We start from the raw sequence: 22,700 nt of genomic DNA, 5'->3' as shown, positions 1-22,700 counted from the left end.
CTTTTCTAGTCAATTCTGGTAATCTCAACGCTCCATTGAGCGCCCACTCCAATATTGTAGGCTTTGGCAAAGGATCCCTGATTGATCGCAATTCCTACTCGATATAAGGAATTGATATAGATTACTGGAGATCCTATTCGTACATCCGCAAAGCTTCTTCCGAAGATTACCTGATTCTGATATACCAGCATATCGTTGTTGTAGATGGTTAGTTCATAACGTTTTCCATATTCTGGATTCAATAAGAAAAATTCTTCTCGTTTAATACTTGTCCATAATGAACCAAATCGTACATCTAATATATCGATGCTGCCTTTTACACTGTTTTCACTAACCTGTGTGCGTGTAATCGGAAGTTCTACAATGCGATCAACGGATAATTCTTCTCCTACTTCTTCAAAGGAAATCACTCCAGCTGCCAGTCTTGCTGCAGTATAGGCATAAACATCTCGTCCATGGAAAGTAAAGCTTTCTTCGGTATTTTTTCTTCGATTAACGGCTTCGGATATTTCACGAATCTGATCGATCCCAATAAATTTTTTAATATGAGTCAAAGTTCCATTGTCCGGTGTAACAATATATTGTCCATTTACTGTATGAGCCACAACACTTTTTCTTTTGGATCCCACTCCCGGATCCACAACCGATACAAAGACAACGTTTTCTGGCCAGTATTCAATGGTTTGAAACAGGCGATAACTGGCTTCAAAAATATTGTAAGGAGTTATATCATGTGTTAAATGATGTATTTTTAAATCTTCGCAAACACTAAGTGCCACCCCTTCCATGGCACTGACAGCTCCATCCACCAATCCAAAATCAGATTGTAATACAATGGTCTTATTCATGTTCAAACACTACCTTCCAATCCGATCCAAAAGAACAATGATATGTTTCACAGAAGTTTCCTACACTGACTGCCAAGGCAACTTTCATTAATTCATTGTTGTAGATAATTGGCTGTCCTGGTTTTGCCATTCCAAAGGATTTATGGAACAAAACTTTATCTTGAAAAACAACATTTTCTTTATGATAAATTGTAACGTTTACATAATCTCCATATTCAAATCCGGCTTTTTTAAAATCTTTCAGATAAATATTAGTCCATAGATTTCCAAAGTTTGGATCGTTTATTTCAAATATTCCTTCCATTCCCTTTTCAATTTTTTTAGGTTCTAAAATCTCATGGCATACGATTTCATCCACTGGATATTCTTTTCCAACTTGTTCATAAGTAATCATTCCAGAAGCCAAACGAGCGGCACAATATCCAAATAAATCTCGTCCATGGAATATCGCAACCCCTTCTGTTCCTTTTCCATGTAAACGATTGATGGTTTCATCTATTTCTCTTACTTCTTCAATTCCTACATATTTTTTTATATGTGTTAAAGATCCATTATCGGGTGTCACAATATAATATCCATCTTTTGTACGAGCAACACAGGCTTTTCGACTGGTTCCTACTCCCGGATCCACAACAGAAACAAAAATTGTTCCTTCTGGCCAGAATTTCATAGACTGATATAAACGATAAGAAGCGGACCATGTATCGTATTGAGGCAATTCATGGGTTCCATCAATGATTTCCAACGTACGGTCTACACTTTTCACCACACCATACATAGCACAAACGGCACCTTCTTTATATGTAAAATCGGTTTGAAATACCAGCATTGGTTTATTATAATCTATCATTTTTATTCCTCCTTATATAAATGGATTATAAAACATACTCTTATTCACAAAGATACGTATATACAACATAAATAAGAAAATCAATAAACAGATAAACATACTGATCCAGTCTTTTGTCTGCAACGGTTTAAAAGAATACCAGCTTCTTTTCTTCCCTTTTCCAAATCCTCTTAATTCCATCGCATTGGTAATCAATTCAATGCGATCCATTGTTGTAAAAATCAATGGAGTCAGAATAGTAACCACATTTTTAATTCGATTTATTAATTTCGCTTTTGAACTCATTTCCAGTCCTCTAGCCTGCTGTGCTAAAGAAATTGTATGATAATCTCTTTGTACATCTGGAAAATATCTAAGCGTTAAAGAAAGCGATGTACATACTTTATAATTCACTTTTATATGATTTAAACTGGATGCGAATTCACTTGGATTTGTGGTTAAAAAGAAAATCATACCCAATGGAATTACGGATAAATATTTTAAAAATTTTGTACATTGATAAAACAACTGTTCTAAAGTAACTTCATATCTTCCAAATATAGGAAATAATACGTGTTTGGTTCCATAAATTTCACATCCATATGTTGGTGAAAACAGAAAAGTTAAAATAAAGTTTGTGATTAAAAAGATTCCTACATAGATAAACATTGTTTTAACCTGTTTAAATTTTATTTGTGCTTTATTCATTAAAAAATAAGAGAAAATTAAAATGGCTAAAATAATGCGAATGTCATAAGTTAACATAACTGTCGTTGTTAATAAAAGGAAACAAACCAGTTTTGTTAGTCCAGAAAGTTTATGAACAAAAGTATCCAGTTGATTATAGGAAAATAATTTAATTTTCATAAGCTTTTCTCTCTTTCTCAAACTGAATGAATTTCTCTACAAACTGTACAGGATCTTCAATTTCTGCTTTTTTTGCTAAAGTAAATAAAGAAGTTTCTTTTAAATTGGCTTTTTCACAAATCTGTTCATTACATAAGATTTCATAAGCTTTCTGATCGGCAATTTTTTCTCCATTGCATAAAACAATAGCTCTAGGTGTATATTCCAGCATTAAATGCATATCATGAGTAATCAATACAATTGTTTGTCCCTGTTCATTTAATTCTTTTAGAAAATTCATAATTTCAGAATAATGATAATAATCCTGTCCTGCCGTTGGTTCATCTAAAATTAATACTTTTGGATTCAATACCAGTATAGAAGCAATGGTTACTCTTTTCTTTTGACCAAAGCTTAATGCACTGATTGGCCATTTTTTAAATGGAGCAAGACCACAGATTTTCATAATATGTGTTACTCTTTTTTCAATTTCTTCTTCACTGACACCACGAATCTTTAATCCCAATGCGATTTCATCATAAATCATCGTTTTTGAAATCATCTGATTGGGATTCTGTAATACAATTCCTACATGATCGGCTCTTTCTTTAATGGATAACTTCGATAAATCTAAATCCTCAATGGTAATCGTACCTTCATCCTGATTTTCAAAACCAACAATGCACTTAGACAAAGTCGATTTCCCAGCTCCATTTTTACCAATAATACTGACCATTTCTCCCTGATAGATATTTGCGGATACATGGGATAAAATCGGTTTGATTCCATCATAACTAAAGCATAAATTGTCTATTTTCATGACAACCTTTTTATTTTGTGTTTCTTCCTTAGGTTTCACCTGGTCATACCAATTATGAAGCGAGGAAGAAACAGCATCCATATTTAATGAATCCAGACTTTCTGGATGCATTTCAGGAGTTAACTTTACATTGGCATATTTACAGGCTGTACAATACAATGGTTCACGTATTCCACATTTTTGTAATACATCCGATGACAATACTTCATCCGGTGTTCCCACTTGTACAATATGTCCTTCTTCAATAACAACAATGCGATCGACATGGCGATGCAGTACATCTTCCAGTCGATGTTCCACAATAATAATTGTTTTTCCATCTTTATGCAGATCATCTATTAATTCAATAGCCACTTTTCCTGTTTTAGGATCTAAATTTGCCAGTGGCTCATCAAACAACAAGATATCTACATCATCCACCATGACTCCGGCTAAAGACACTCTTTGTTTCTGTCCACCACTTAATTCATATGGATTGTTTGATAAGAAATTTTGCATATCAACAATCTGAGCCATTTTTTCTACGCGTTCCTTCATTTCCTTTAATGGTGTATTATCATTTTCTAAAGCAAACGCGATATCCTCCGCTACATTCAGTCCTACAAATTGTCCATCTGGATCCTGCAAAACCGTTCCTACTTTTTTGGAAACGTCAAACAAAGATTTTGCCTGTTTTCCATTTCCATTTCCAATACACAATCCATCAATTTCAACACTTCCCTGAATGTCTCCTTTATAAACAAAGGGAATCAATCCATTGATGCAATTTGCTAACGTACTTTTTCCCGAACCACTGGGACCTACAATCAATATTTTTTCTCCTTTTTTTATATTCAATTGAATGTCATAAAGAGTGGGTTCTGCCTGTGAATAATATTTAAAGCTAAAGTGATTAAATCGTATAATATCTTCCATAACGCTCTCCCTGCATTTCTTATTATATGATAAAAAAAAGATGTCTGTAAACCAGACATCAATTTTATTCTTTTGTTAAGCTTCCTTTTGAAGAACGAGTGGAACTGTATGTCAGTAATAAAATAGAACCAATCACACAGGATACGATTGCATCCATCACAAAGGCAATTCCACCTTGAACAAATACCAGATTTACAGGTTCTCCATAAATCACAATATCCAGTACTGGAGCCACTACAACCCATGCAATTGCACAACCTAAAATCGCAAATACATTGAATACCAGTAAATCTTTTGTGGATACTTTTCCTTCTGTATTGATTTTAAAATATGCCAACCCACAAACCAAAGCACTGATTCCGGAAGCCACTACCCATGACCACCATGGAGATCCATAAGATAAGAAATCTGATAATGCATGTCCAATAAAGGCAATCAGAAACCCTGCCACAGGCCCATAAACCGCTGCAAAGAAAGCTGAAATTCCATACGCAATCTGTAAATTTGTTTCTGGAACTGGACTAGGCACTTTTACAAACATGAACAAAACCATAAACAAGGCAGCTCCTAAAGCAGTAGCAACCATTGTTTTTGTTGAAAACAAACTTTTCTTCATTTCTCTTTCCTCCTGAAATATAATTGATTATAAAATGTTTTACATTTGAATTCAATTCTATTTTTTTACTTCTCTCATTAAAGTTTTAAAAGATTCCAGATCCAGTGACTGATAGATCCAAACGATCCATAATAAAAATTCTAAGATCCATAAATTAAATTTATTCTGAAATGGAAATTTTATTAGAAATGGAATGGATACAATTAAAGCTATGATTACCAGTATAATTTTTTTAATAAGAGAAGGAATTAGTTTCATAAAAACATCTTCTATCTGCTGATAACTGATTTCATCTTTATTCTTTATTCCGTCATAAAATCCTTCACAAAAATTCTGTATAAACCGTTTCATATTCTTATTTTATCACTAATATTTCGAAAATAAAATGTGTGGAATTATGTGAAAATTTGACATCTTTTCAGAAAACTGTTAGAATGCTCTCGTTGTGTGCTCAAATTATAGACAATTTGCACATGCAAGGAGGTAAACTATGAACAAAAAAGGTTTAATAATGCCTATCGCATTAAGCCAATTTCTTTTCCTATTTACTTGTCCAATACATGCCAACGAAACTGCACCTATAACAAGCAAACGACAAGAAACAATGATTTCTGTTTTAAAACAGACATTTAATCAGGATTTATCAAATTTAACGTACTCTACAACGAAAAACGATGTACACATTTTTGAAAATGATCTATATACAATTGAAGTCAGTGAAGAGGATGTAAACTGTCATGCGACAATTTATGAAAAAAGTTTAAATTCTCATTTAAACAATTTAGGGTTCCCTTCCTATTCAATTGAAACCATTGATTTTAATGAAAAGGATTTTGATACCATTTCACCAGTTATTGAAGTAAAAGATTCATTTGAAGTCAATGTAGATGAACCTGTCAATTTTGATGAAGAAATTCAATTATCAGACAACTGTGATTCAGATTTAGAATATACAATTGAAGGTGATATTGATTATTCAAAAGAAGGTTTATATTCCATTGTGATTTCCTGCAGTGATCAAAGTGGAAATGAAACAAAGAAGACTGTAGATGTAAAAGTCAGTGATTCAAACTTTTATCAGAAAATTGCAGATGCAGCCTTAGCACAGATTGGTGTAAACCAGGACTGTACAATGTTAGTCACAAATGCATTAAAAGCTGTGGGAATTAATTTCCACGGTGCTCCTTATGAATATGCTTCTTTGGGAGAATGGACAGATACACCAGTTCCAGGAGATATTTGTATTTATTCTGGACATGTCGCTTTATATGTTGGCAATGGACAAGCGGTACACGGTGGATGGAACGGATATACTACGATTTTATATTCTGTTTCTTGTTCCAATCCTTTTATTGGCTATATTCATGTAAACCATTAAGAAAAATTCCCTTAAGTGATTTATTTACTTAAGGGAATTTTTTTAGATTTAAATGGTTCTTACTTTCTTAAATACTCAGCGGTTATAGTCTTACCACTTTCAATCATTTCTTTTGGTGTTCCTGTAAATACGACTTCTCCTCCCTTTGTTCCACCATCAGGTCCTATATCAATAATAAAATCTGCAAGTTTCATAACATCTGTATTATGCTCAATCACAATCACTGTGTTACCACGTTGGACAAAGCCTTCCAGAATGTCAACAACTTTTTCAATATCCGCAGGATGAAGTCCTGTCGTTGGTTCATCTAAAATATAAATATTGCCTTTTTTCTTAATGTTTTGCGCAAGTTTTACTCTCTGTCGTTCTCCACCCGAAAATGTAGACAGTGGCTGTCCTAATGAAATATACGACAATCCAACTTCAATCAGTGCTTCAAGCATTCCCGAAATTTTTTTATTATCTGAAAAAAACGGATACGCTTCCTCAACACTCATATTAAGGACATCCACAATCGTTTTTCCATGAACCGTATGCTTTAGTGATTCTTCACTATAACGAGTTCCATTACAATATTCACAAACCGTTGTGACAGGTTCCATAAACACAAGTTCGGTCGTAATCATTCCTCTACCTTTACAATGAGGACAGGCACCTTTCCCATTGAAAGTAAATAAACTTTTAGGAGCTCCCATCTGACTGGCAAACACATTTCGGATTTCATCAAAAAAACCAAGAAAAGTGCATACCGTTGACCGTCCCGTTGCGCTAACAGCACTCTGATCAATCAATACCACCTGATCGGCATACTGCTTTGCGAAGACTTCACGAATTAATGAAGATTTTCCACTTCCTGCAACCCCTGTAACCACTAACATAACCCCTAAAGGAATATCCACATCCACATTTTTCAGATTATGAATATTTGCGTTTCGAATGGGAAGAAAGCCTTTTGGCTGACGTACATTTTCTTTTATTTTAATTTCAGATGAAAGCGCATTTCCAGTTTTAGTCCCGCTGATTCGTAAATTTTCATAGCTTCCCTGAAATAAAATTTGTCCCCCATTTTTACCTGCCAATGGTCCGATATCAATAACCTCATCCGCAATACGAATAATATCTTTATCATGCTCCACTACAAGTACCGTATTTCCTTTATCTCTTAGATTTTTTAATAATTGCACCATTCTGTATACATCTCTAGGATGCATACCTGTGCTTGGTTCATCAAATATATAAATCATCCCACAAAGTGAACTGCCCATATATCTAACAAGCTTTAATCGCTGTGCCTCTCCTCCTGAAAGAGTTGAACTTTCTCGATTCATAAATAGATAGGGTAACCCAATGTCTATCATTCGATTTAAAGATGCTTTGAGCTGGTCAATTATACTTTTCGCTCTTTCATCTTTTATCTTATCTAGTTCTTCACGTAATCTTGAAAATTCCATTTCACACATATCATGGATTGTATATCCGTTGATTTTACAAGACAATGTGGTTTGATTTAAACGTTTTCCTTTGCATTCAGGACATTGGCATTCATATAGATATTTCGCGATTTTCTTTAATGTATGATCACTCTGTTCCTGAGGCCCTTTCATTAAAACAAGCCGTTTAAACTGGTTATAAACTCCCTCAAGTTTTTTATCCAGACGCTTTCCATCCTTAATTTTACTCCCATATAATAAAATATTTTTTTCCTCTTGTGATAAATCTTTCCATGGGACATTGATTCGAAAATATTCAGGTCTTCGATATACTTTCCAATAATAATTACCCACTCCAAATGCTGGAAGATTAAAAATACCTTCATCATAGGTATGGTTCTCATTAATAAGATTTTTCATATCTAAATCCATAATTTTTCCAATACCCGCACAAGCAGGACACATTCCATTTGGATTATTGAAAGAAAAATAGGATGAAGGTCCAACATAAGGAGTTCCGATTCTTGAAAAAAGTAAACGCAAAAGAGAATACATATCGCTGATGGTCCCTACGGTGGATCTCGCATTTCCACCCAGCCGGCTCTGATCAATAATCACAGATGGATTTAAGTTATCTATCCATTCTACATTCGGTTTTTCATACTTTGGCAATCGGCCTCTGATCCAGGCACTGTATGTTTCGTTCATCTGTCGCTGACTTTCTGCAGCAATGGTATCAAACACAATGCTTGATTTACCGGATCCGGATACCCCAGTAAAAACAACAATTTTATTTTTAGGAATATCAAGTGAAATGTTTTTTAAATTGTTTTGTTTCAAACCTCTAATTTTAATTGGTTCTATCATTGTTCCTCCTTTCAGAAAGGATTCGATTTTCCTTTTTTTTAAATCTAAGAAATCATTAAAATACATTGGAAAGAATATAGATATTATAAAGAAAAGAATAAAGAATAGATTTTCTTTGAAAATAGAGTAGAACCATTATACTTAATATAAAACAGACTGTCTATCCATATATAAAAAAATGGATTAAATCCAATCGTAGCTGACTCAATCAGAATCTTTTATAAGAATCGTATAAAATAAAATTAGGATCCACCTTTAAATGGTGAATCCTATAATCTATCTTTTTATTTTGAATCTATTTTTTTAAATAATGTTTTAAAAAATAAAAGTCTTAATAAACCATACAGGAAAATACAAAGTCCTATAATAATACATGGTTTATTGGATTCAATCAATCCAAATACAAAGATAACAATTCCTAAGCCGGCTAATTGAAGCTGATTTTTATATAATCTTTGTTTCTCATTCATTTTTTAACAAACTTTAGATCCATTTTTCATCTGTTTTTCTGGAGAAATGACACACAAGCTCTTTTTTCCACCATCACAGCTTAAGATCATTCCATTGGATTCCACTCCACGAATGGTTGTTGGAGCTAAATTGGTTACCGCTACAATCTGTTTTCCTACTAATTCTTCTGGTTTATAGAATTTCGCAATTCCCGATACAATTTGTCTGACTTCGTTTCCAAAATCAATCTGGAATACCAGTAAACGATCGGCTTTTGGATGTTTTTCACATTTTAATACCGTACCAGCTTTTAATTCCACTTTTGAAAAGTCTTCAATTGAAATTTTTGGTTCTTCTTTTGGTTCTTCTTTTTTCTTATTGAATTCATCCATGAATTTCTTTACATCAATACGAGCGAACAATGGAGCTGGATTTTCACATACTTTTCCATTGACTTCCAGCTGACCAAAAGTTGTAACAGTATCAAAATCTCTTTGTTGTGTTCCAATCATATCTAAAATCTTATTGGATGTTTCTGGTAAGAAGCTCTTTAATAAGATGGCACAAATACGAATGGATTCCAGTAAGTTATATAGAACCGTTGCCAGACGATCCTGTTTTTCTTCCTCTTTTGCCAGAGCCCATGGCATTGTTTCATCAATGTATTTATTTGTACGTCTTAAGACCGCAAAGATTTCATCTAAAGCATCTCCTACTCTAAATTCATCCATTTTTTGTGTTACTTTATCCAATGCTGCTACAGCCATCTGTTTTAATTCTTCATCCACTTCTTCTTTTACATCTGGATTTGTGATGACTCCATTAAAATATTTATTGGACATAGAAATGGTTCTCTGAACTAAATTTCCCAGAATATTGGCCAGATCCGAATTGATTCTTTCCATTACCAGTTCCCATGTAATCGTTCCATCCTGCGCATATGGCATTTCATGCAGACAATAATAACGAACGGCATCTACACCAAAATGTTCCACCAGATCTTCTGCATAAATAACATTTCCTTTGGATTTAGACATCTTTCCATCCCCAATCAGTAACCAAGGATGAGCAAATACTTTTTCAGGAAGCGGTTCATTCAGTGCCATCAGAATAATAGGCCAGATAATGGTATGAAAACGTAATATATCCTTTCCAATGATATGAGTGGCAGGCCAATATTTTTTATACATTTCGGAACTGTTTCCATCGGCATCGTATCCTAAAGAAGTTATATAGTTGGAAAGGGCATCGATCCATACATAAACTACGTGTTTATCATCAAAATCAACAGGAATTCCCCATGTAAAAGAAGTTCGGGATACACATAGATCCTGTAATCCTGGTTTGATAAAATTGTTGATCATTTCATTCTTTCTGGATTCTGGCTGAATAAAATCTGGATGATCTTCAATATACTGCATTAAACGATCGGCATATTTCTGCATATTAAAGAAATATGCTTCTTCTTTTGCCGGTTTTACAGGTCTTCCACAATCAGGACAACAACCATCAATCAATTGAGATTCTGTCCAGAAACTTTCACAAGGTGTACAATACATTCCTTCATAATATCCTTTATAGATATCACCCTGCTTGTATAATTTCTTAAAGATTTTCTGAACCTGTTTTTCATGAGAGGCATCCGTTGTACGAATAAAATAATCATAGCTTGTATTCATCAGATCCCAGTTAGATTTGATTTTAGCAGCAGCCTCATCTACATACTGTTTGGGAGTAATTCCAGCATCTTTTGCCTTTTCTTCAATCTTAATTCCATGTTCATCCGTTCCTGTCTGAAAGAAAACATCATATCCCTGTTCTCTTTTAAAACGAGCAATCGCATCGGATAAAATAATTTCATACGTATTTCCAATATGAGGTCTACCGGATGCGTAAGCAATTGCGGTTGTTAAATAATAAGGTCCTTTATTTTCCATGTTATCCTCCTATAAAATAAAAAACTTTCATCCAAGGACGAAAGTTTCGTGGTACCACCTTAGTTTACATACAAATGTATGTCTCAATCTGTTAACGCCAGCTACGTCTTTTTCTAATGATTCGAAAAAGAAGCTCCAAGTCCATCTTCCCATTTCAATCGAAACGAATTTTCACCAGCCATTCGCTCTCTACTTTCCATATAAAATGGTACTCTTCTTTTCTACGCTTGTTTATTATACGATAAACTGTTTTCTTCTTTCAACCTTAATTTGCGTGTTTTGTCAAAATCCTTACCAGCTGGACCCCTTTTTCTGGACAATGAGTTACCCCCAATTTACGATCCTGTTTTGTTGGTCCATGATAATCACTACCACACGTTATCAATAATTTATTTTCTCTTGCGATCTTTAACAAAGAAGAAATGGTTTCCTGCTGCACACATGGTGAGAAACATTCAATTCCATCAATTCCTTTATCAATCATTTGCTGAATGGTTTCATCGTCAATATAATCCATATGCCAACTTGCCAGAACACAGATTCCTCCTGAAATATGAATTGATTTAATTACATCTTCCAGTCTTGGATAGTTCCCTTTTATGTAACAAGGTCCACCTTTTCCAAAAATATGGTATTTGAACTGTTTCATTGCTTCACTGGTACTGTTTGTCGAATCAATATATTTCTTTACAAAAGATAAAGACCGGACTCTTTCATTGTTAAAAACCATATTCGTTATATCGGTTGCCGTAATAGTCTGAAAACGAGAATTCTGAATCAGAGAATCGACATCAATAGAAACCCCTGAAAATTCTTCAAATTTTTTGACTCTTAATAATGAATTTTCTTTTTCTCTTTTTAAAGAAGCTCTTTCCAGTGCATCAAAGATTTCATGTTCCCAGTCGATATAATAACCCAATACACGAACACGAATGTCGCCATACTGAGCATCCAGTTCTACTCCAGGAATGTATTGAATCTTATAAAGATCCGCAAACCGGAAAGCGGCTGCATTTTGCCTTGCACAATTGTGATCGGTAATGGAAATCGTATCCAATCCTAGCTCTTTTGCCTGTTTAAAGATTTCTTCTACATCATAATATCCATCATCACTATAATTTGAACGAATATGAAGATCCACTGGACAGATTTCTTCTTCATTTTTTTCTTGTGATTCTGGCTCAAATCGAATATGTGTTTCCGATTCATAAACTAAATGGAGCCCTAGCACAATATCCATAATGGTCTGCTGATTTGGAGAAATTAAAGATGCGATTCCATTGATCAGCCACCATCCAAGGATTCCCCATGTTTTAAATAAATAGCCAAACAACATAAGTGGAATTCCCATCCCAATGGCTTGTCTTAAAATCAATTGAAATCCATTGACAATGCGATTTTGTCGATTCACAATACGAATCCCCATAATTTCTCCACCAAATGTCACTCCATGTGTTCGAGAAGTTATTACAGGTAGAAGAATCACACTTGTGATAAACAATAACACAAACATAATGTAAAATAAAATATCAAACATTCTTGGTGGAATCAATCCTGTTAAAATCAACAGAAATTCTATAACCCATAAATAAACTGGAAGTAAGCAGAAATTAATATCAATCAGAAAAGTAAATAAATGGTTCTCATAATCATCTATATTTCTTTTTAAAGAGACTGCCTTTTTATATCCACCATCTTTATAGATTTTAGCTTTCTTTTGAAAATAGGCTAAAGATAAATCAATATAACTATAATTCTTTTCCATAAATTTCATACCTTTTTATCTATTATACCAAAGTTTATAGAAAATTTAATACCCAAGAAGAATTCATGTCAAAAAAACATAGAATCACTTAAAACTATCCTGAGACCGATCTTAATTTTATCTTTTACTATTTTTTTCTTCCTATATAAAAATCCCACTCTGCAGATCAAGAGAGAATTGTTTCTATTCTTTCGTGTGTCTACTTAAGTGGGATTATATCTCATTTTTGTCAATACTTGATAAAAATTTGATCTTATTTAAAATCTAAATTAACAGCTCTCTCTTTTTACAACCACTAAAACAAAACCGGCTACCAATGATACTACAAGCAATCCTTTATAGAATAGTGCATTATAGATTGCAGCAGTGTTTGTACTTTCATTTTTAGTGCTCTTATCTTTTTCTGTAGTTTCATTCTTTTGTGATGTGTTCGATTCAGTAGAATCTGGTTCTTCTGGTTTTACAGCTGTTTGCTTATCAATTACTACCAAATAATCCGATGCATGACTGAATGTAAAGGATACATAACCATTTTTCATTCTCAAAAATCGCATGAGCAACCTTTATATTTTCCATCTTTCCAAATTAAATTTTTATTTCAGCCCATTCATTTTGATTAATCACTTGATTATTTTTATCAAATTCTATCTTTGTGATTTCTGGTGTTTCCATTTCAATTTCTTTTGGTGCAATATTCACAACATATTCATTGTTGCCAAAATACGTAGCTAATTCATTTTCTGAAGTGCCACGAACCGTTAGTGTAGTTATTGTTGCAGTAGTAAAACCCATATGATCGAGCTAAGTTATCAATACCATTAGGATTCTTTTTTTAACTTTCACTCAGAAAGTTCTTTTCGTCGTGCTTTTTTAAGCATCAGTAAACGAAAATTTCACGGCATATATTTATTCAAACAGTTCGTTTCAACTGTTTGATTCTTATCGGTGATGAAAAAGCTGATTTCTCACTAAATAACGAATGAGTTTTCATAAACTTTTTACACTACCCTGAACAAAAAGAGTATATCATTGAACGCCGAGGGTTCGATTCCCGGTGCGTTCTTTTATTTTTGTACTGATTTACATGAAAAAAGCTGTAACGAAATTATTTCATTTCGTTACAGCTCCTTAGTTCTCAGATACGTGAATTCGAATAATGGCTCTTTGTAAAGCCAATTCAGCTCGTTTCATATCTGTATTGGAATCTTTCTTTTCAAGGCGTTTTCGAGCTCTTTCATAAGCTTTTTTCGCTCTTTCCAAGTCGATTTCTCCTTTTCCTTCAATCGCATCCGTTAATAAAAGTGCTTCATTGTTTTCAAAATGGAAAAATCCACCAGACAATGCATATTCATTTTTATTTCCATCTTCACATTCTAATACCAGTTCACATGGAACAATAGAAGCAAAAATTGGAATATGATTGGATAGAATGGTCATTTCTCCTTCTACACTTTTAATGTGAATGCTTTTTACATTCAGACTGGCATAATTTCCTTTAGGGGTAACGATCCTTAAAGCTATCATTATTGATCACCAGCCAATATTTCCGCTTTCTTAACAGCATCTTCAATTGTACCTACCATCATGAAGGCCTGTTCTGGAAGATCGTCATACTCACCAGCAAGAATTTTTTCAAAACTGCGGATTGTTTCTTCCAATGGTACATATTGTCCAGGAATTCCACTGAAGACTTCGGCAACATTAAATGGTTGTGATAAGAAGTTACGTACACGTCTTGCACGGTTAACAACTTTTTTATCTTCATCACTTAATTCATCCATACCTAAAATGGCAATGATATCCTGTAAGTCTTTGTATTTCTGCAGTAAATTTTGAACCCCACGAGCTACATCGTAATGTCTTTGTCCTACTACAAGTGGGTCCAGAATACGTGAACTGGATCCTAATGGATCTACCGCTGGATAAATACCCAATGCTGCAATTTCACGATCTAATACGGTTTTAGCATCCAGATGCGTAAAAGCCGTTGCTGGAGCTGGGTCTGTCAAGTCATCGGCAGGCACATAAATGGCTTGTACCGATGTGATGGATCCATCTTTTGTGGATGTGATACGTTCCTGTAATTGTCCCATTTCCGTTGCCAATGTTGGCTGATATCCAACGGCACTTGGTACTCGACCTAATAAGGCACTTACTTCTGATCCTGCCTGTGTAAAACGGAAAATATTGTCAATAAACAACAATACGTCCTGGTGTTGTTCATCACGGAAATTTTCTGCCATAGTCAATCCAGTCAGTCCCACTCTCATACGGGCACCAGGGGATTCATTCATCTGACCATAAACTAAAACGGTTTTATCCAATACACCACTGTCTTTCATTTCATGGTACATGTCGTTTCCTTCACGAGTTCTTTCCCCTACACCAACAACAACAGATTTCCCACCATGTTCTTTGGCAATATTATGGATCAATTCCTGAATCAATACCGTTTTTCCTACACCGGCTCCACCAAACAGACCGATTTTTCCACCTTTTACATAGGGACATAAAAGGTCAATTACTTTAATTCCTGTTTCTAGTGGAACACTTTCTGTACTTTGTTCATCAAATTTAGGAGCACTTCTGTGAATTGGTAAATATTTTACATCTTTCACTTCTCCTAACCCATCAATAGGTCGTCCTAATACATTAAACATACGTCCCAATACAGCATCTCCAACAGGAGCCTGAATCGGAGCCCCTGTATCAATAGCATCCATTCCTCGTGTCAGACCATCTGTTGGTCCCATCGCAATACAGCGTACACGATCGGCTCCAATTCCCTGAGCCACTTCAACGATCAAAGATTCTTCCTGATCGGGACGTTTAATTTCAATGGCGGTCAATAAGTCAGGCAGTCTATCCTGGGCAAAAGCAATATCTACAACCGGTCCAATGACCTGTACAACTTTTCCTATATTTTGACTCATCTTTTTCCTCCTTAAGAAATTGCATTGGATCCACCGACAATTTCAGTAATTTCCTGTGTAATCGCTGCCTGTCGAGCCTGATTAAATGCAAATTCGAGATCATCACGCAACTGTTGTGCATTGTCGGTTGCGTTTTCCATTGCCATTCGACGCGAAGCCTGTTCACTTGTTTTACTTTCCAGATAACGAGAATACAACGTTGACTTTAAAATCATAGGAACCACAGAAGCTAACATTTCTTCTTTTCCTGGTTCAAAAATCATTTGTGCCTGTGATTTTTTCTCAACTTTTGATTCAGGTTTCTGAATTGGTAAAATGGTTTCTAAGGTTGGTACAAATGTCAATGTATTTTTAAAATAAGTGTATAAAATCTTTATACTTGAAATTTCTTTTTTTATAAATAATTCTAAAGCATTCTGCATTTGTGTAGATAATACAAGATAATCATCGTCTTCATTTAAATCCACAAAAGCCTGTTCACATTTATAATTTCGCGAACGAATCCAGTTCACTCCTCGATTTCCAATCATAACAATACGATCTTCTTTAGAAACTTCCTGGGATAACATTTTCAAAACATTAGAATTATATCCTCCACAAAGGCCCATATCACTGGTAATCACAAAAACATAAGATGGTTTTCCTTCATTTTCATGTAAATAAATAGACTGATCTCCAATGGAAGACAAAACCAGTGTCATTAATTCCTGTAAAGCTGAAGCATATACACGATTTTCTTCCATTAATTGTTTCTGTCGATTCAGTTTACTGCTGGCAACCAGCTGCATCGCCTTTGTGATTTTCTTTGTGGAATCAACGGATCGAATACGAGCTTGAATGGCTTGTCTATTCTGCGCCATGAGTTCCCTCTAATTTCTTATATTCGATTGCATAGGCATCCAATGCCACTCTAATCTGATTTTCTAAATCTGTATCCAATGCTCGTTTTTCTTCAATCTGGTCGATTATATATGGATATTCTTTATGAATAAAAGACAACAGTCCTTCTTCATATTTCTGTACATCTTCTACCGCTACCGGTCTTAAATATTTATTTTTTGCTGCAAACAATACAATTACCTGTTCACTTGCAGATAAAGGGGAATATTGTTTTTGAATCAGAAGCTGTGTTAAACGTGCCCCATGATCCAGAATTCCTTTTGTTGTTGCATCCAGATCGGATCCAAACTGAGCAAAAGCTGCCATTTCACGATATTGTGCCAATTCCAGTTTTAAAGAACCGGACACCTGTTTCATAGCTTTAATTTGTGCAGCAGAACCTACACGGCTAACACTCAACCCACTGTCTACTGCTGGACGGATTCCTTCATTAAACATGTCATTTTTTAAGAAAATCTGTCCATCTGTAATTGAAATTACATTAGTAGGAATATAAGCTGAAATATCACCTGCCTGTGTTTCAATAATTGGCAGTGCTGTTAAAGATCCATTTCCATTGTCTTCATTCAATCGAGCTGCTCTTTCCAGTAAACGAGAATGAAGATAGAATACATCCCCAGGATAAGCTTCACGTCCAGGAGGACGTCTTAGCAACAGGGACATTGTACGATACGCAACGGCATGTTTTGATAAATCATCATAAACGATCAGTACATCTTCCCCATTTTCCATCCATTCTTCTCCAATTGCACATCCTGCATAAGGAGCTAAATACTGCAATGGAGCCGCTTCTGAAGCGGTTGATACAACAACCGTTGTATAAGACATCGCATTGTTCTGTTTTAATTTTTCAACAATTTGAGCAACTGTACTGGCTTTTTGCCCAATTGCGACATAGATACATTTTACTCCTGTATCTTTCTGATTCAGAATTGTATCGATAGCAATCGCTGTTTTTCCTGTCTGACGATCCCCGATAATCAATTCACGCTGACCACGACCAATTGGAATCATTGAATCAATGATCTTCAATCCGGTCTGTAATGGAACCGAAACGCTTTTACGTGTCATAACTCCTGGAGCCACACGTTCTACAGGACGTGTTTTTGTTGTATGAATTGGTCCTTTTCCATCAATTGGCTGTCCCAGGGCATTGATTACACGTCCAATCATTTCATCTCCTACTGGAACTTCCACAATTTTCTGTGTACGTTTTACAATGTCCCCTTCTTTAATATCTGGATTGTCTCCCATTAATACAACCCCAACATGATCGTCTTCTAAGTTCATGACCATTCCATAAACATCATGAGGGAATAAAAGCAATTCAGACATCATAGCATTTTTCAAACCATATACAGTTGAAATACCATCACCAATGCTTAAAACCGTTCCTGTTTCATTCATTTCCAGATCCTGGTCGATATTTTGAATTTGTGCTTTGATCAATTTACTGATTTCAGCTGGATTTAAACTCATAGTATCACCTGCTTTTCTAATAGGCATTTTCTAACTTTTCTTTTAAGTTACTAATGCGCGACAACATAGAATTGTCCAATACAAAATCTTTGGTGCGAACACGTACTCCTGCAATCAATTCAGGAACCACATTGGTTCTCACTTCAATATTCTTTTTCAATTTCTTTTCAATTACTGTCTTAATCTGACGAATCTGATCTTCACTTAATGGACAGGCACTTTCAATCAGTACACTTTCAATATTCTGATCTTCTTTATAAACTTCTATAAAAGCCTCATATATTTCCGGTATATATCCAATCTGATCGTGTTCAACCATGACCAGTAAATATCGATACAGCAAAGGGTCCAATTCAGATTCAAATAATTGCGAAATCCATTCTTTCTTTTCCCTGCGAGTAATTTTAGGATGACGAAGCGCCTTTAAAAAATCTTCATTTTCTTTCCATATATCTGAAAGTTTTTTTAATTGTTCCATATAATAAGGAACCTGATCCTTATCTTTAGCTAGTTCATATAAAGCTAAGCTATAAGGTTTAAAAGACACTACCATTCTTTATCTCCTGCCTGGTCAATAAAATCCTGAACAAACTGTTTCTGAATTTTTTCATCCATTTCTTTTTCAACCAGTTTTTTAGCCGCTTCTATAGCTACATCACTAATTGCTTCTCGCATTTCTTTTTGCGCATTTCGTTTATCTCTTTCAATTTCTTCCTGTGCTTTTCGCTTAATATGTTCCGCCTGATTCTGTGCATTCTGAATAATTTCATCTTTTTCTTCTTCTGCACGTGCTTTTGCGGATTCAAGAATTGAATGAGCTTCTTTTCCAACGTCTTTTAATTTTGCATCGTAAACTTCTTTCTGATTTAACGCTTCCATTTTCAATTGATTGGAAGCATCAATATTTTCCTGAATAATTGCCTGTCTTTTCTGCATAAAAGCAACCAGCTTATCCCAGAAAAAATGTTTTGCGATAATAATAATCAAACATGTAGAAATCAGAACTAAAACAACATCGGTTAATGAAATACGCAAATAGTTATCAATATTAAAATTTATCATAACCGATTATCCTCATTTTATCCTTTAACGAAAATTAAAAGGATAGCAATAACCAATGCATAAATACCTGTTGTTTCAGCTAAGGCAATCCCTAAAACCATGATTGATTGAATTTTTGAAGCTGCATCTGGATTACGGCTAACCCCTTCAGCACCTTTACTGGCAGCAATTCCCTGTCCAATACCAGGCCCAAGACCAGCAATCATAGCGATACCGGCTCCTAAACATGCCATACCTTTTACGAAAAATTCATTAAACATAATTTTTTCCTCCTTTTTTTTATTCTTCACCTGCAACCTGCTGTCCTAAGAAGAACGAAGCAAGCGTAAAGAATATGTACGTTTGAATTAAACCTGAGAAGATATCAAAATATGCGTGTAAGAATGGTGTTGCGATCAACCCAATCACTCCAACTGGCAATAAAAGCTTAATTAAAGTGTATACAAGCATTGTGATAATCGTTCCCGCTAGAATATTTCCAAATAAACGCATTGTCAAAGACAATGGAATGGCAATTTCACCAATCACATTTAATGGAAACAAGAAAAACATTGGCTCACATAACTCTTTTAGTCGAGCTATAACTCCCGCTTTTTTAATTCCATGGTATTGAATCATAATAAATGCACAAACAGCTAATGTTGCATTAAAGCTGACATTGCTGGTTGGATTCTGCAGACCCAGTAAACCAATTAAATTGGAAGCTGCCATCATCAGAGTCAGTGTTCCAAATACAGGTAAATAGTGCATAGTTGTTTCTTTTAAGTTTCCTTTTACAATCCACATTACCAGGTTATAACACTCCTCTGATATGTATACAATTCCTTTAGGGGCTTTTGATGGATCGGCTTTTTCGATCTTTTTTCCAGCCACAATAAAGAAAATTGTAAACCCAATGCATAAACCAAACCAAACTAAAATTGATTGCGGAAGCTCTAAATCAAAAGAGCCAATGTGCAAGACTAATTCACTGATTTGATTTTCCATTATGCATCCTCCTTTTCTATTGCTGTATATATTAATAATGATGCCTTATGACACATTATTCCAGCCAAAACCGATAATACGGGAATCCCCTTATATGCACATATAAATAAAATCATTCCATAGAAAAAATAGCGCATCGTATAAGAAAATACCCCTTGTTTCTTTGCCTTTTGTTCATCTGGATTTAAACTTTTTGTCATTTTAACAATCATACGAAATCCAATCAAAGCACACATGCATCCAATCCAGATACCAGCAAAGACATTAAAATCAAATAGGATCCACCCTGTAATTGAAACCGGAATGGTGACAAATAAAGAAATTGTTTCAATTCTTTTCTGGAATCGATTCATTCTGGATCCCTCGTCTTTTTCATCAATAAGTAAAAACAGCCAAATATCGCATATGCCATACCTATACATATAAACAAAGGTGTTGTATGAAAATGATGATCTAATAAATACCCAATAAAGGTAAACAAAAGTAAACTGGCCAATAAGGCTCCTGTAAAATTATTTGCTTTCATATGCAAGAATTTTATCAAATCTAAATACAGAAATCAATTTTCACCAAACGAATACCAGCTTCTTTGCTCCATTGCCTGGATACGAAAAGTTACAGGTACATTTCTTTCTATACATGTATCAATAAGTGTCTGTTTTGCCAGTTCCGTTTTATTACAGTCACTGGAAATATGAGCCAGTACCACTTCTTTTGTCTGATTGCTGACAAGTGAAGTCAGCCAGCGGCTGGCATCCACATTGTTCATATGTCCAATGTCCGAAGAAATTCTCTGTTTTAAAAACAATGGCCGCTTGGATTTCATCAGACAATCCATATCGTGATTGCTTTCAAATATATAATAAGTAGCTCCTTTTAAATAGGGAGCAATTTTGTTTGATATATAGCCTGTATCTGTAATATAGACCAGCTTTTCATTTCCACTTTGAATCACAAAACCAACAGTATGATAGGCATCATGAGATACAGGAATAACTCTTATTGTAAAAGATCCAATCGAAAAGACTTCAAAGGGCTGAATACTTTTATGATCCACATCCAGATCGCAATAGGTGTATACAGGTAAGCCTTCAAAAAGTTTGATCTGTGAAATATGATCGGAATGAGCATGCGTAATCAGTAAAGCATTGGTATCTTTAATTTTTGCACCCGCCAGTTTAAAATGATCCATTAAATATTTTTTTGTCGAACCACAATCGATTACAATCTGTGTATCCTGATTACGGATCAGACAGCAGTTTCCCTTAGAACCACTACAGATTAAATCAACCTTCATAAATGTTATCTCCTGAAGAATTGGCTAAATTTGTAAATCTGGAAATGGATTTTTCAAAAGCCAGCTGAATCTCCCCAATGCTTCCATTACGGTGCTTGGCAATGCTTAAATCGATAACTTCAGTTTCTTCCTGCTTTTCTTTATCTTTGTCATAATAAGCTTCACGATACAAGAACATTACGATATCGGCATCCTGTTCAATAGAACCTGATTCACGCAGATCTGATAACTGTGGTTTATGATCGGATCTTTCTTCGACTTTACGAGATAACTGCGATAAAGCAATTACAGGACATTCCAGCTCTTTTGCCAGAATTTTTAAATTACGAGAAATTTCAGACACTTCCTGCTGTCTGGAATCTGCACGAGAACCCGTAATCAGCTGAAGATAATCAATCACAATCAAAGATAAAGAACCATTTTCTGCTTTTAGTTTTCTACATTTTGAAAAAATCTGACTGACTTTAATACTGCTGGTATCATCAATATATATTTTTCTTTCACCCAAACGAGTCCCTGCATTATTTAAACGATTCATTTCTTCGTTATTTAAATTTCCATCTCTTAATTTATTTGAAAAAACCTGTGATTCACAACTCATTAAACGTTTCATAAGACTATCAGAAGGCATTTCAAGAGAAAATATCGCAACCGCTCCATCATTTCGTTTAGCAGCCTGATTGGCAAAATTTAAAGCCAGAGCAGATTTTCCCATTGCTGGACGAGCCGCCAGAATAATCAGATCTCCTCTTTGAAACCCATTGGTCATTCGATCTAAATCCGTAAACCCTGTCTGAATTCCAGTTACCCCTTTGTGCAGACGAAGTTCTTTCAATTCATCGATCACTCGAGAAACAATCAATTGGCTGGATTCAAATTCTTCTCCGCGTCTATGACGGGTTACATCCATTATGGATCGTTCCGCATCATCCAGTAAAGTATCGATATCTAAACTGGATTCATAACAATCCTGACTGATGCGATCAGCTGTATAGATCAGCTGACGCAGCTGGGCTTTATTCTTAATGGTTTCAATATAATTTCTTGTATTGGCTGCTGAAATGGCACTATCCGCCAGACGAATAATATAATCCGCCCCTCCTGCACTTTCCAGATCGTTTTTATCATTCAATCTTGTGATCAGTGTATTTAAATCTACAATTTTACTGGTCTGATAGATTTCTAACATACTCTGAAATATTTTCTGATGTGAAGGTAAGAAAAATTCATCCTCACTCAGATCCATATCCTGACAATCCTGCATGACACTTGGATAAATTAATATTGAACCCAGTAAAGCCTGCTCCATCGGCTGGCTGTTTGGAAGTTCTCTTGCCATAA

The 22,700-nt window shown here is 34.9% G+C and carries 25 protein-coding genes and 1 other annotated feature; of the genes, 1 reads left to right on the top strand and 24 read right to left on the bottom strand.

Translation table 11 applies throughout. The features are described from left to right. Window positions 1-5: 5 nt before the first annotated feature. The 6 genes from FYJ50_RS03565 to FYJ50_RS03540 form a co-directional block, all read right to left on the bottom strand. On the bottom strand, window positions 6-848 hold the full coding sequence (locus tag FYJ50_RS03565) for an SAM hydrolase/SAM-dependent halogenase family protein (protein ID WP_154459656.1): 843 nt from the start codon (window positions 846-848) through the stop codon (window positions 6-8). Then, on the bottom strand, window positions 841-1,698 hold the full coding sequence (locus tag FYJ50_RS03560) for an SAM hydrolase/SAM-dependent halogenase family protein (RefSeq protein ID WP_154459655.1): 858 nt from the start codon (window positions 1,696-1,698) through the stop codon (window positions 841-843). Before FYJ50_RS03560 ends, FYJ50_RS03565 begins: the two co-directional genes overlap by 8 nt. A 12-nt stretch (window positions 1,699-1,710) precedes the next feature. Then, a complete protein-coding gene (locus tag FYJ50_RS03555) occupies window positions 1,711-2,544 on the bottom strand; it encodes an energy-coupling factor transporter transmembrane component T family protein (RefSeq protein WP_154459654.1) in 834 nt (277 codons plus the stop codon). Continuing rightward, a complete protein-coding gene (locus FYJ50_RS03550; protein WP_154459653.1) occupies window positions 2,534-4,258 on the bottom strand; it encodes an ABC transporter ATP-binding protein in 1,725 nt (574 codons plus the stop codon). The genes FYJ50_RS03555 and FYJ50_RS03550 overlap by 11 nt, the downstream gene beginning before the upstream one ends. A gap of 64 nt (window positions 4,259-4,322) precedes the next feature. After that, window positions 4,323-4,874, bottom strand: coding sequence for an ECF-type riboflavin transporter substrate-binding protein (locus tag FYJ50_RS03545; RefSeq protein WP_154459652.1), 552 nt, complete (start codon window positions 4,872-4,874; stop codon window positions 4,323-4,325). Window positions 4,875-4,931: 57 nt separating this feature from the next. Then, window positions 4,932-5,225, bottom strand: a complete 294-nt coding sequence (locus FYJ50_RS03540) for a hypothetical protein (protein ID WP_154459651.1) — start codon at window positions 5,223-5,225, stop codon at window positions 4,932-4,934. Between the two features lie 139 nt (window positions 5,226-5,364). On the opposite strand from FYJ50_RS03540, the gene FYJ50_RS03535 reads away from it, so the two are divergent. Continuing rightward, on the top strand, window positions 5,365-6,252 hold the full coding sequence (locus tag FYJ50_RS03535; RefSeq protein ID WP_154459650.1) for an NlpC/P60 family protein: 888 nt from the start codon (window positions 5,365-5,367) through the stop codon (window positions 6,250-6,252). A 59-nt stretch (window positions 6,253-6,311) separates the two neighbouring features. Here the strand turns inward: FYJ50_RS03535 and FYJ50_RS03530 are convergent, their stop codons facing one another. The 18 genes from FYJ50_RS03530 to dnaB form a co-directional block, all read right to left on the bottom strand. Then, window positions 6,312-8,549 carry an ATP-binding cassette domain-containing protein gene (locus FYJ50_RS03530; RefSeq protein WP_154459649.1) on the bottom strand — a complete coding sequence of 746 codons (2,238 nt, stop codon included), beginning with the start codon at window positions 8,547-8,549 and terminating at the stop codon, window positions 6,312-6,314. 284 nt (window positions 8,550-8,833) lie between these two features. Next, window positions 8,834-9,019 carry a hypothetical protein gene (locus FYJ50_RS03525; RefSeq protein WP_154459648.1) on the bottom strand — a complete coding sequence of 62 codons (186 nt, stop codon included), beginning with the start codon at window positions 9,017-9,019 and terminating at the stop codon, window positions 8,834-8,836. A gap of 3 nt (window positions 9,020-9,022) precedes the next feature. Next, window positions 9,023-10,936 (bottom strand): methionine--tRNA ligase, encoded by a 1,914-nt coding sequence (gene metG, locus FYJ50_RS03520; RefSeq protein WP_154459647.1) that lies wholly within the window; start codon window positions 10,934-10,936, stop codon window positions 9,023-9,025. A 30-nt stretch (window positions 10,937-10,966) separates the two neighbouring features. After that, window positions 10,967-11,169: a binding site (T-box leader), on the bottom strand. 32 nt (window positions 11,170-11,201) lie between these two features. Beyond that, window positions 11,202-12,710 (bottom strand): PHP domain-containing protein, encoded by a 1,509-nt coding sequence (locus tag FYJ50_RS03515; RefSeq protein ID WP_235900916.1) that lies wholly within the window; start codon window positions 12,708-12,710, stop codon window positions 11,202-11,204. Between the two features lie 260 nt (window positions 12,711-12,970). Beyond that, window positions 12,971-13,255, bottom strand: a complete 285-nt coding sequence (locus tag FYJ50_RS03510) for a hypothetical protein (protein WP_154459645.1) — start codon at window positions 13,253-13,255, stop codon at window positions 12,971-12,973. Between the two features lie 31 nt (window positions 13,256-13,286). Continuing rightward, the gene (locus FYJ50_RS03505; RefSeq protein ID WP_154459644.1) at window positions 13,287-13,493 is read right to left on the bottom strand and encodes a hypothetical protein; all 207 of its coding nucleotides are present in this window, start codon (window positions 13,491-13,493) and stop codon (window positions 13,287-13,289) included. 336 nt (window positions 13,494-13,829) lie between these two features. After that, window positions 13,830-14,225 carry an ATP synthase F1 subunit epsilon gene (atpC, locus tag FYJ50_RS03500; protein ID WP_154459643.1) on the bottom strand — a complete coding sequence of 132 codons (396 nt, stop codon included), beginning with the start codon at window positions 14,223-14,225 and terminating at the stop codon, window positions 13,830-13,832. Next, on the bottom strand, window positions 14,225-15,634 hold the full coding sequence (gene atpD, locus FYJ50_RS03495) for a F0F1 ATP synthase subunit beta (RefSeq protein ID WP_154459642.1): 1,410 nt from the start codon (window positions 15,632-15,634) through the stop codon (window positions 14,225-14,227). Before atpD ends, atpC begins: the two co-directional genes overlap by 1 nt. 11 nt (window positions 15,635-15,645) lie before the next feature. Beyond that, a complete protein-coding gene (gene atpG, locus FYJ50_RS03490; RefSeq protein WP_154459641.1) occupies window positions 15,646-16,494 on the bottom strand; it encodes an ATP synthase F1 subunit gamma in 849 nt (282 codons plus the stop codon). Continuing rightward, window positions 16,481-18,013 carry a F0F1 ATP synthase subunit alpha gene (atpA, locus tag FYJ50_RS03485; RefSeq protein WP_154459640.1) on the bottom strand — a complete coding sequence of 511 codons (1,533 nt, stop codon included), beginning with the start codon at window positions 18,011-18,013 and terminating at the stop codon, window positions 16,481-16,483. Before atpA ends, atpG begins: the two co-directional genes overlap by 14 nt. Window positions 18,014-18,029: 16 nt before the next feature. After that, complete coding sequence (atpH, locus tag FYJ50_RS03480; protein WP_154459639.1) at window positions 18,030-18,566, bottom strand: ATP synthase F1 subunit delta; 537 nt, start codon at window positions 18,564-18,566, stop codon at window positions 18,030-18,032. Next, complete coding sequence (gene atpF / locus FYJ50_RS03475; protein WP_154459638.1) at window positions 18,560-19,075, bottom strand: F0F1 ATP synthase subunit B; 516 nt, start codon at window positions 19,073-19,075, stop codon at window positions 18,560-18,562. Before atpF ends, atpH begins: the two co-directional genes overlap by 7 nt. Window positions 19,076-19,092: 17 nt before the next feature. Then, complete coding sequence (atpE, locus tag FYJ50_RS03470; protein WP_154459637.1) at window positions 19,093-19,335, bottom strand: ATP synthase F0 subunit C; 243 nt, start codon at window positions 19,333-19,335, stop codon at window positions 19,093-19,095. Window positions 19,336-19,354: 19 nt separating this feature from the next. Continuing rightward, window positions 19,355-20,062: a F0F1 ATP synthase subunit A gene (gene atpB / locus FYJ50_RS03465; RefSeq protein ID WP_154459636.1), complete on the bottom strand. Its 708-nt coding sequence runs from the start codon at window positions 20,060-20,062 to the stop codon at window positions 19,355-19,357. Continuing rightward, window positions 20,062-20,415 (bottom strand): ATP synthase subunit I, encoded by a 354-nt coding sequence (locus FYJ50_RS03460; protein ID WP_205946406.1) that lies wholly within the window; start codon window positions 20,413-20,415, stop codon window positions 20,062-20,064. Before FYJ50_RS03460 ends, atpB begins: the two co-directional genes overlap by 1 nt. Continuing rightward, window positions 20,412-20,588 carry an AtpZ/AtpI family protein gene (locus FYJ50_RS03455; protein ID WP_154459634.1) on the bottom strand — a complete coding sequence of 59 codons (177 nt, stop codon included), beginning with the start codon at window positions 20,586-20,588 and terminating at the stop codon, window positions 20,412-20,414. The genes FYJ50_RS03460 and FYJ50_RS03455 overlap by 4 nt, the downstream gene beginning before the upstream one ends. A 33-nt stretch (window positions 20,589-20,621) precedes the next feature. After that, the gene (locus tag FYJ50_RS03450; RefSeq protein ID WP_154459633.1) at window positions 20,622-21,359 is read right to left on the bottom strand and encodes an MBL fold metallo-hydrolase; all 738 of its coding nucleotides are present in this window, start codon (window positions 21,357-21,359) and stop codon (window positions 20,622-20,624) included. Then, a complete protein-coding gene (gene dnaB / locus FYJ50_RS03445; RefSeq protein ID WP_154459632.1) occupies window positions 21,349-22,698 on the bottom strand; it encodes a replicative DNA helicase in 1,350 nt (449 codons plus the stop codon). Before dnaB ends, FYJ50_RS03450 begins: the two co-directional genes overlap by 11 nt. Window positions 22,699-22,700 lie beyond the last annotated feature (2 nt).

The sequence above is a fragment of the Floccifex porci genome, from assembly GCF_009696175.1.
Classification (GTDB): Bacteria; Bacillota_I; Bacilli_A; order Erysipelotrichales; family Erysipelotrichaceae; genus Floccifex; species Floccifex porci.
The sequence above is the reverse complement of the archived record's forward strand: the minus strand, read 5'-3'. Positions and strand labels throughout refer to the sequence as shown.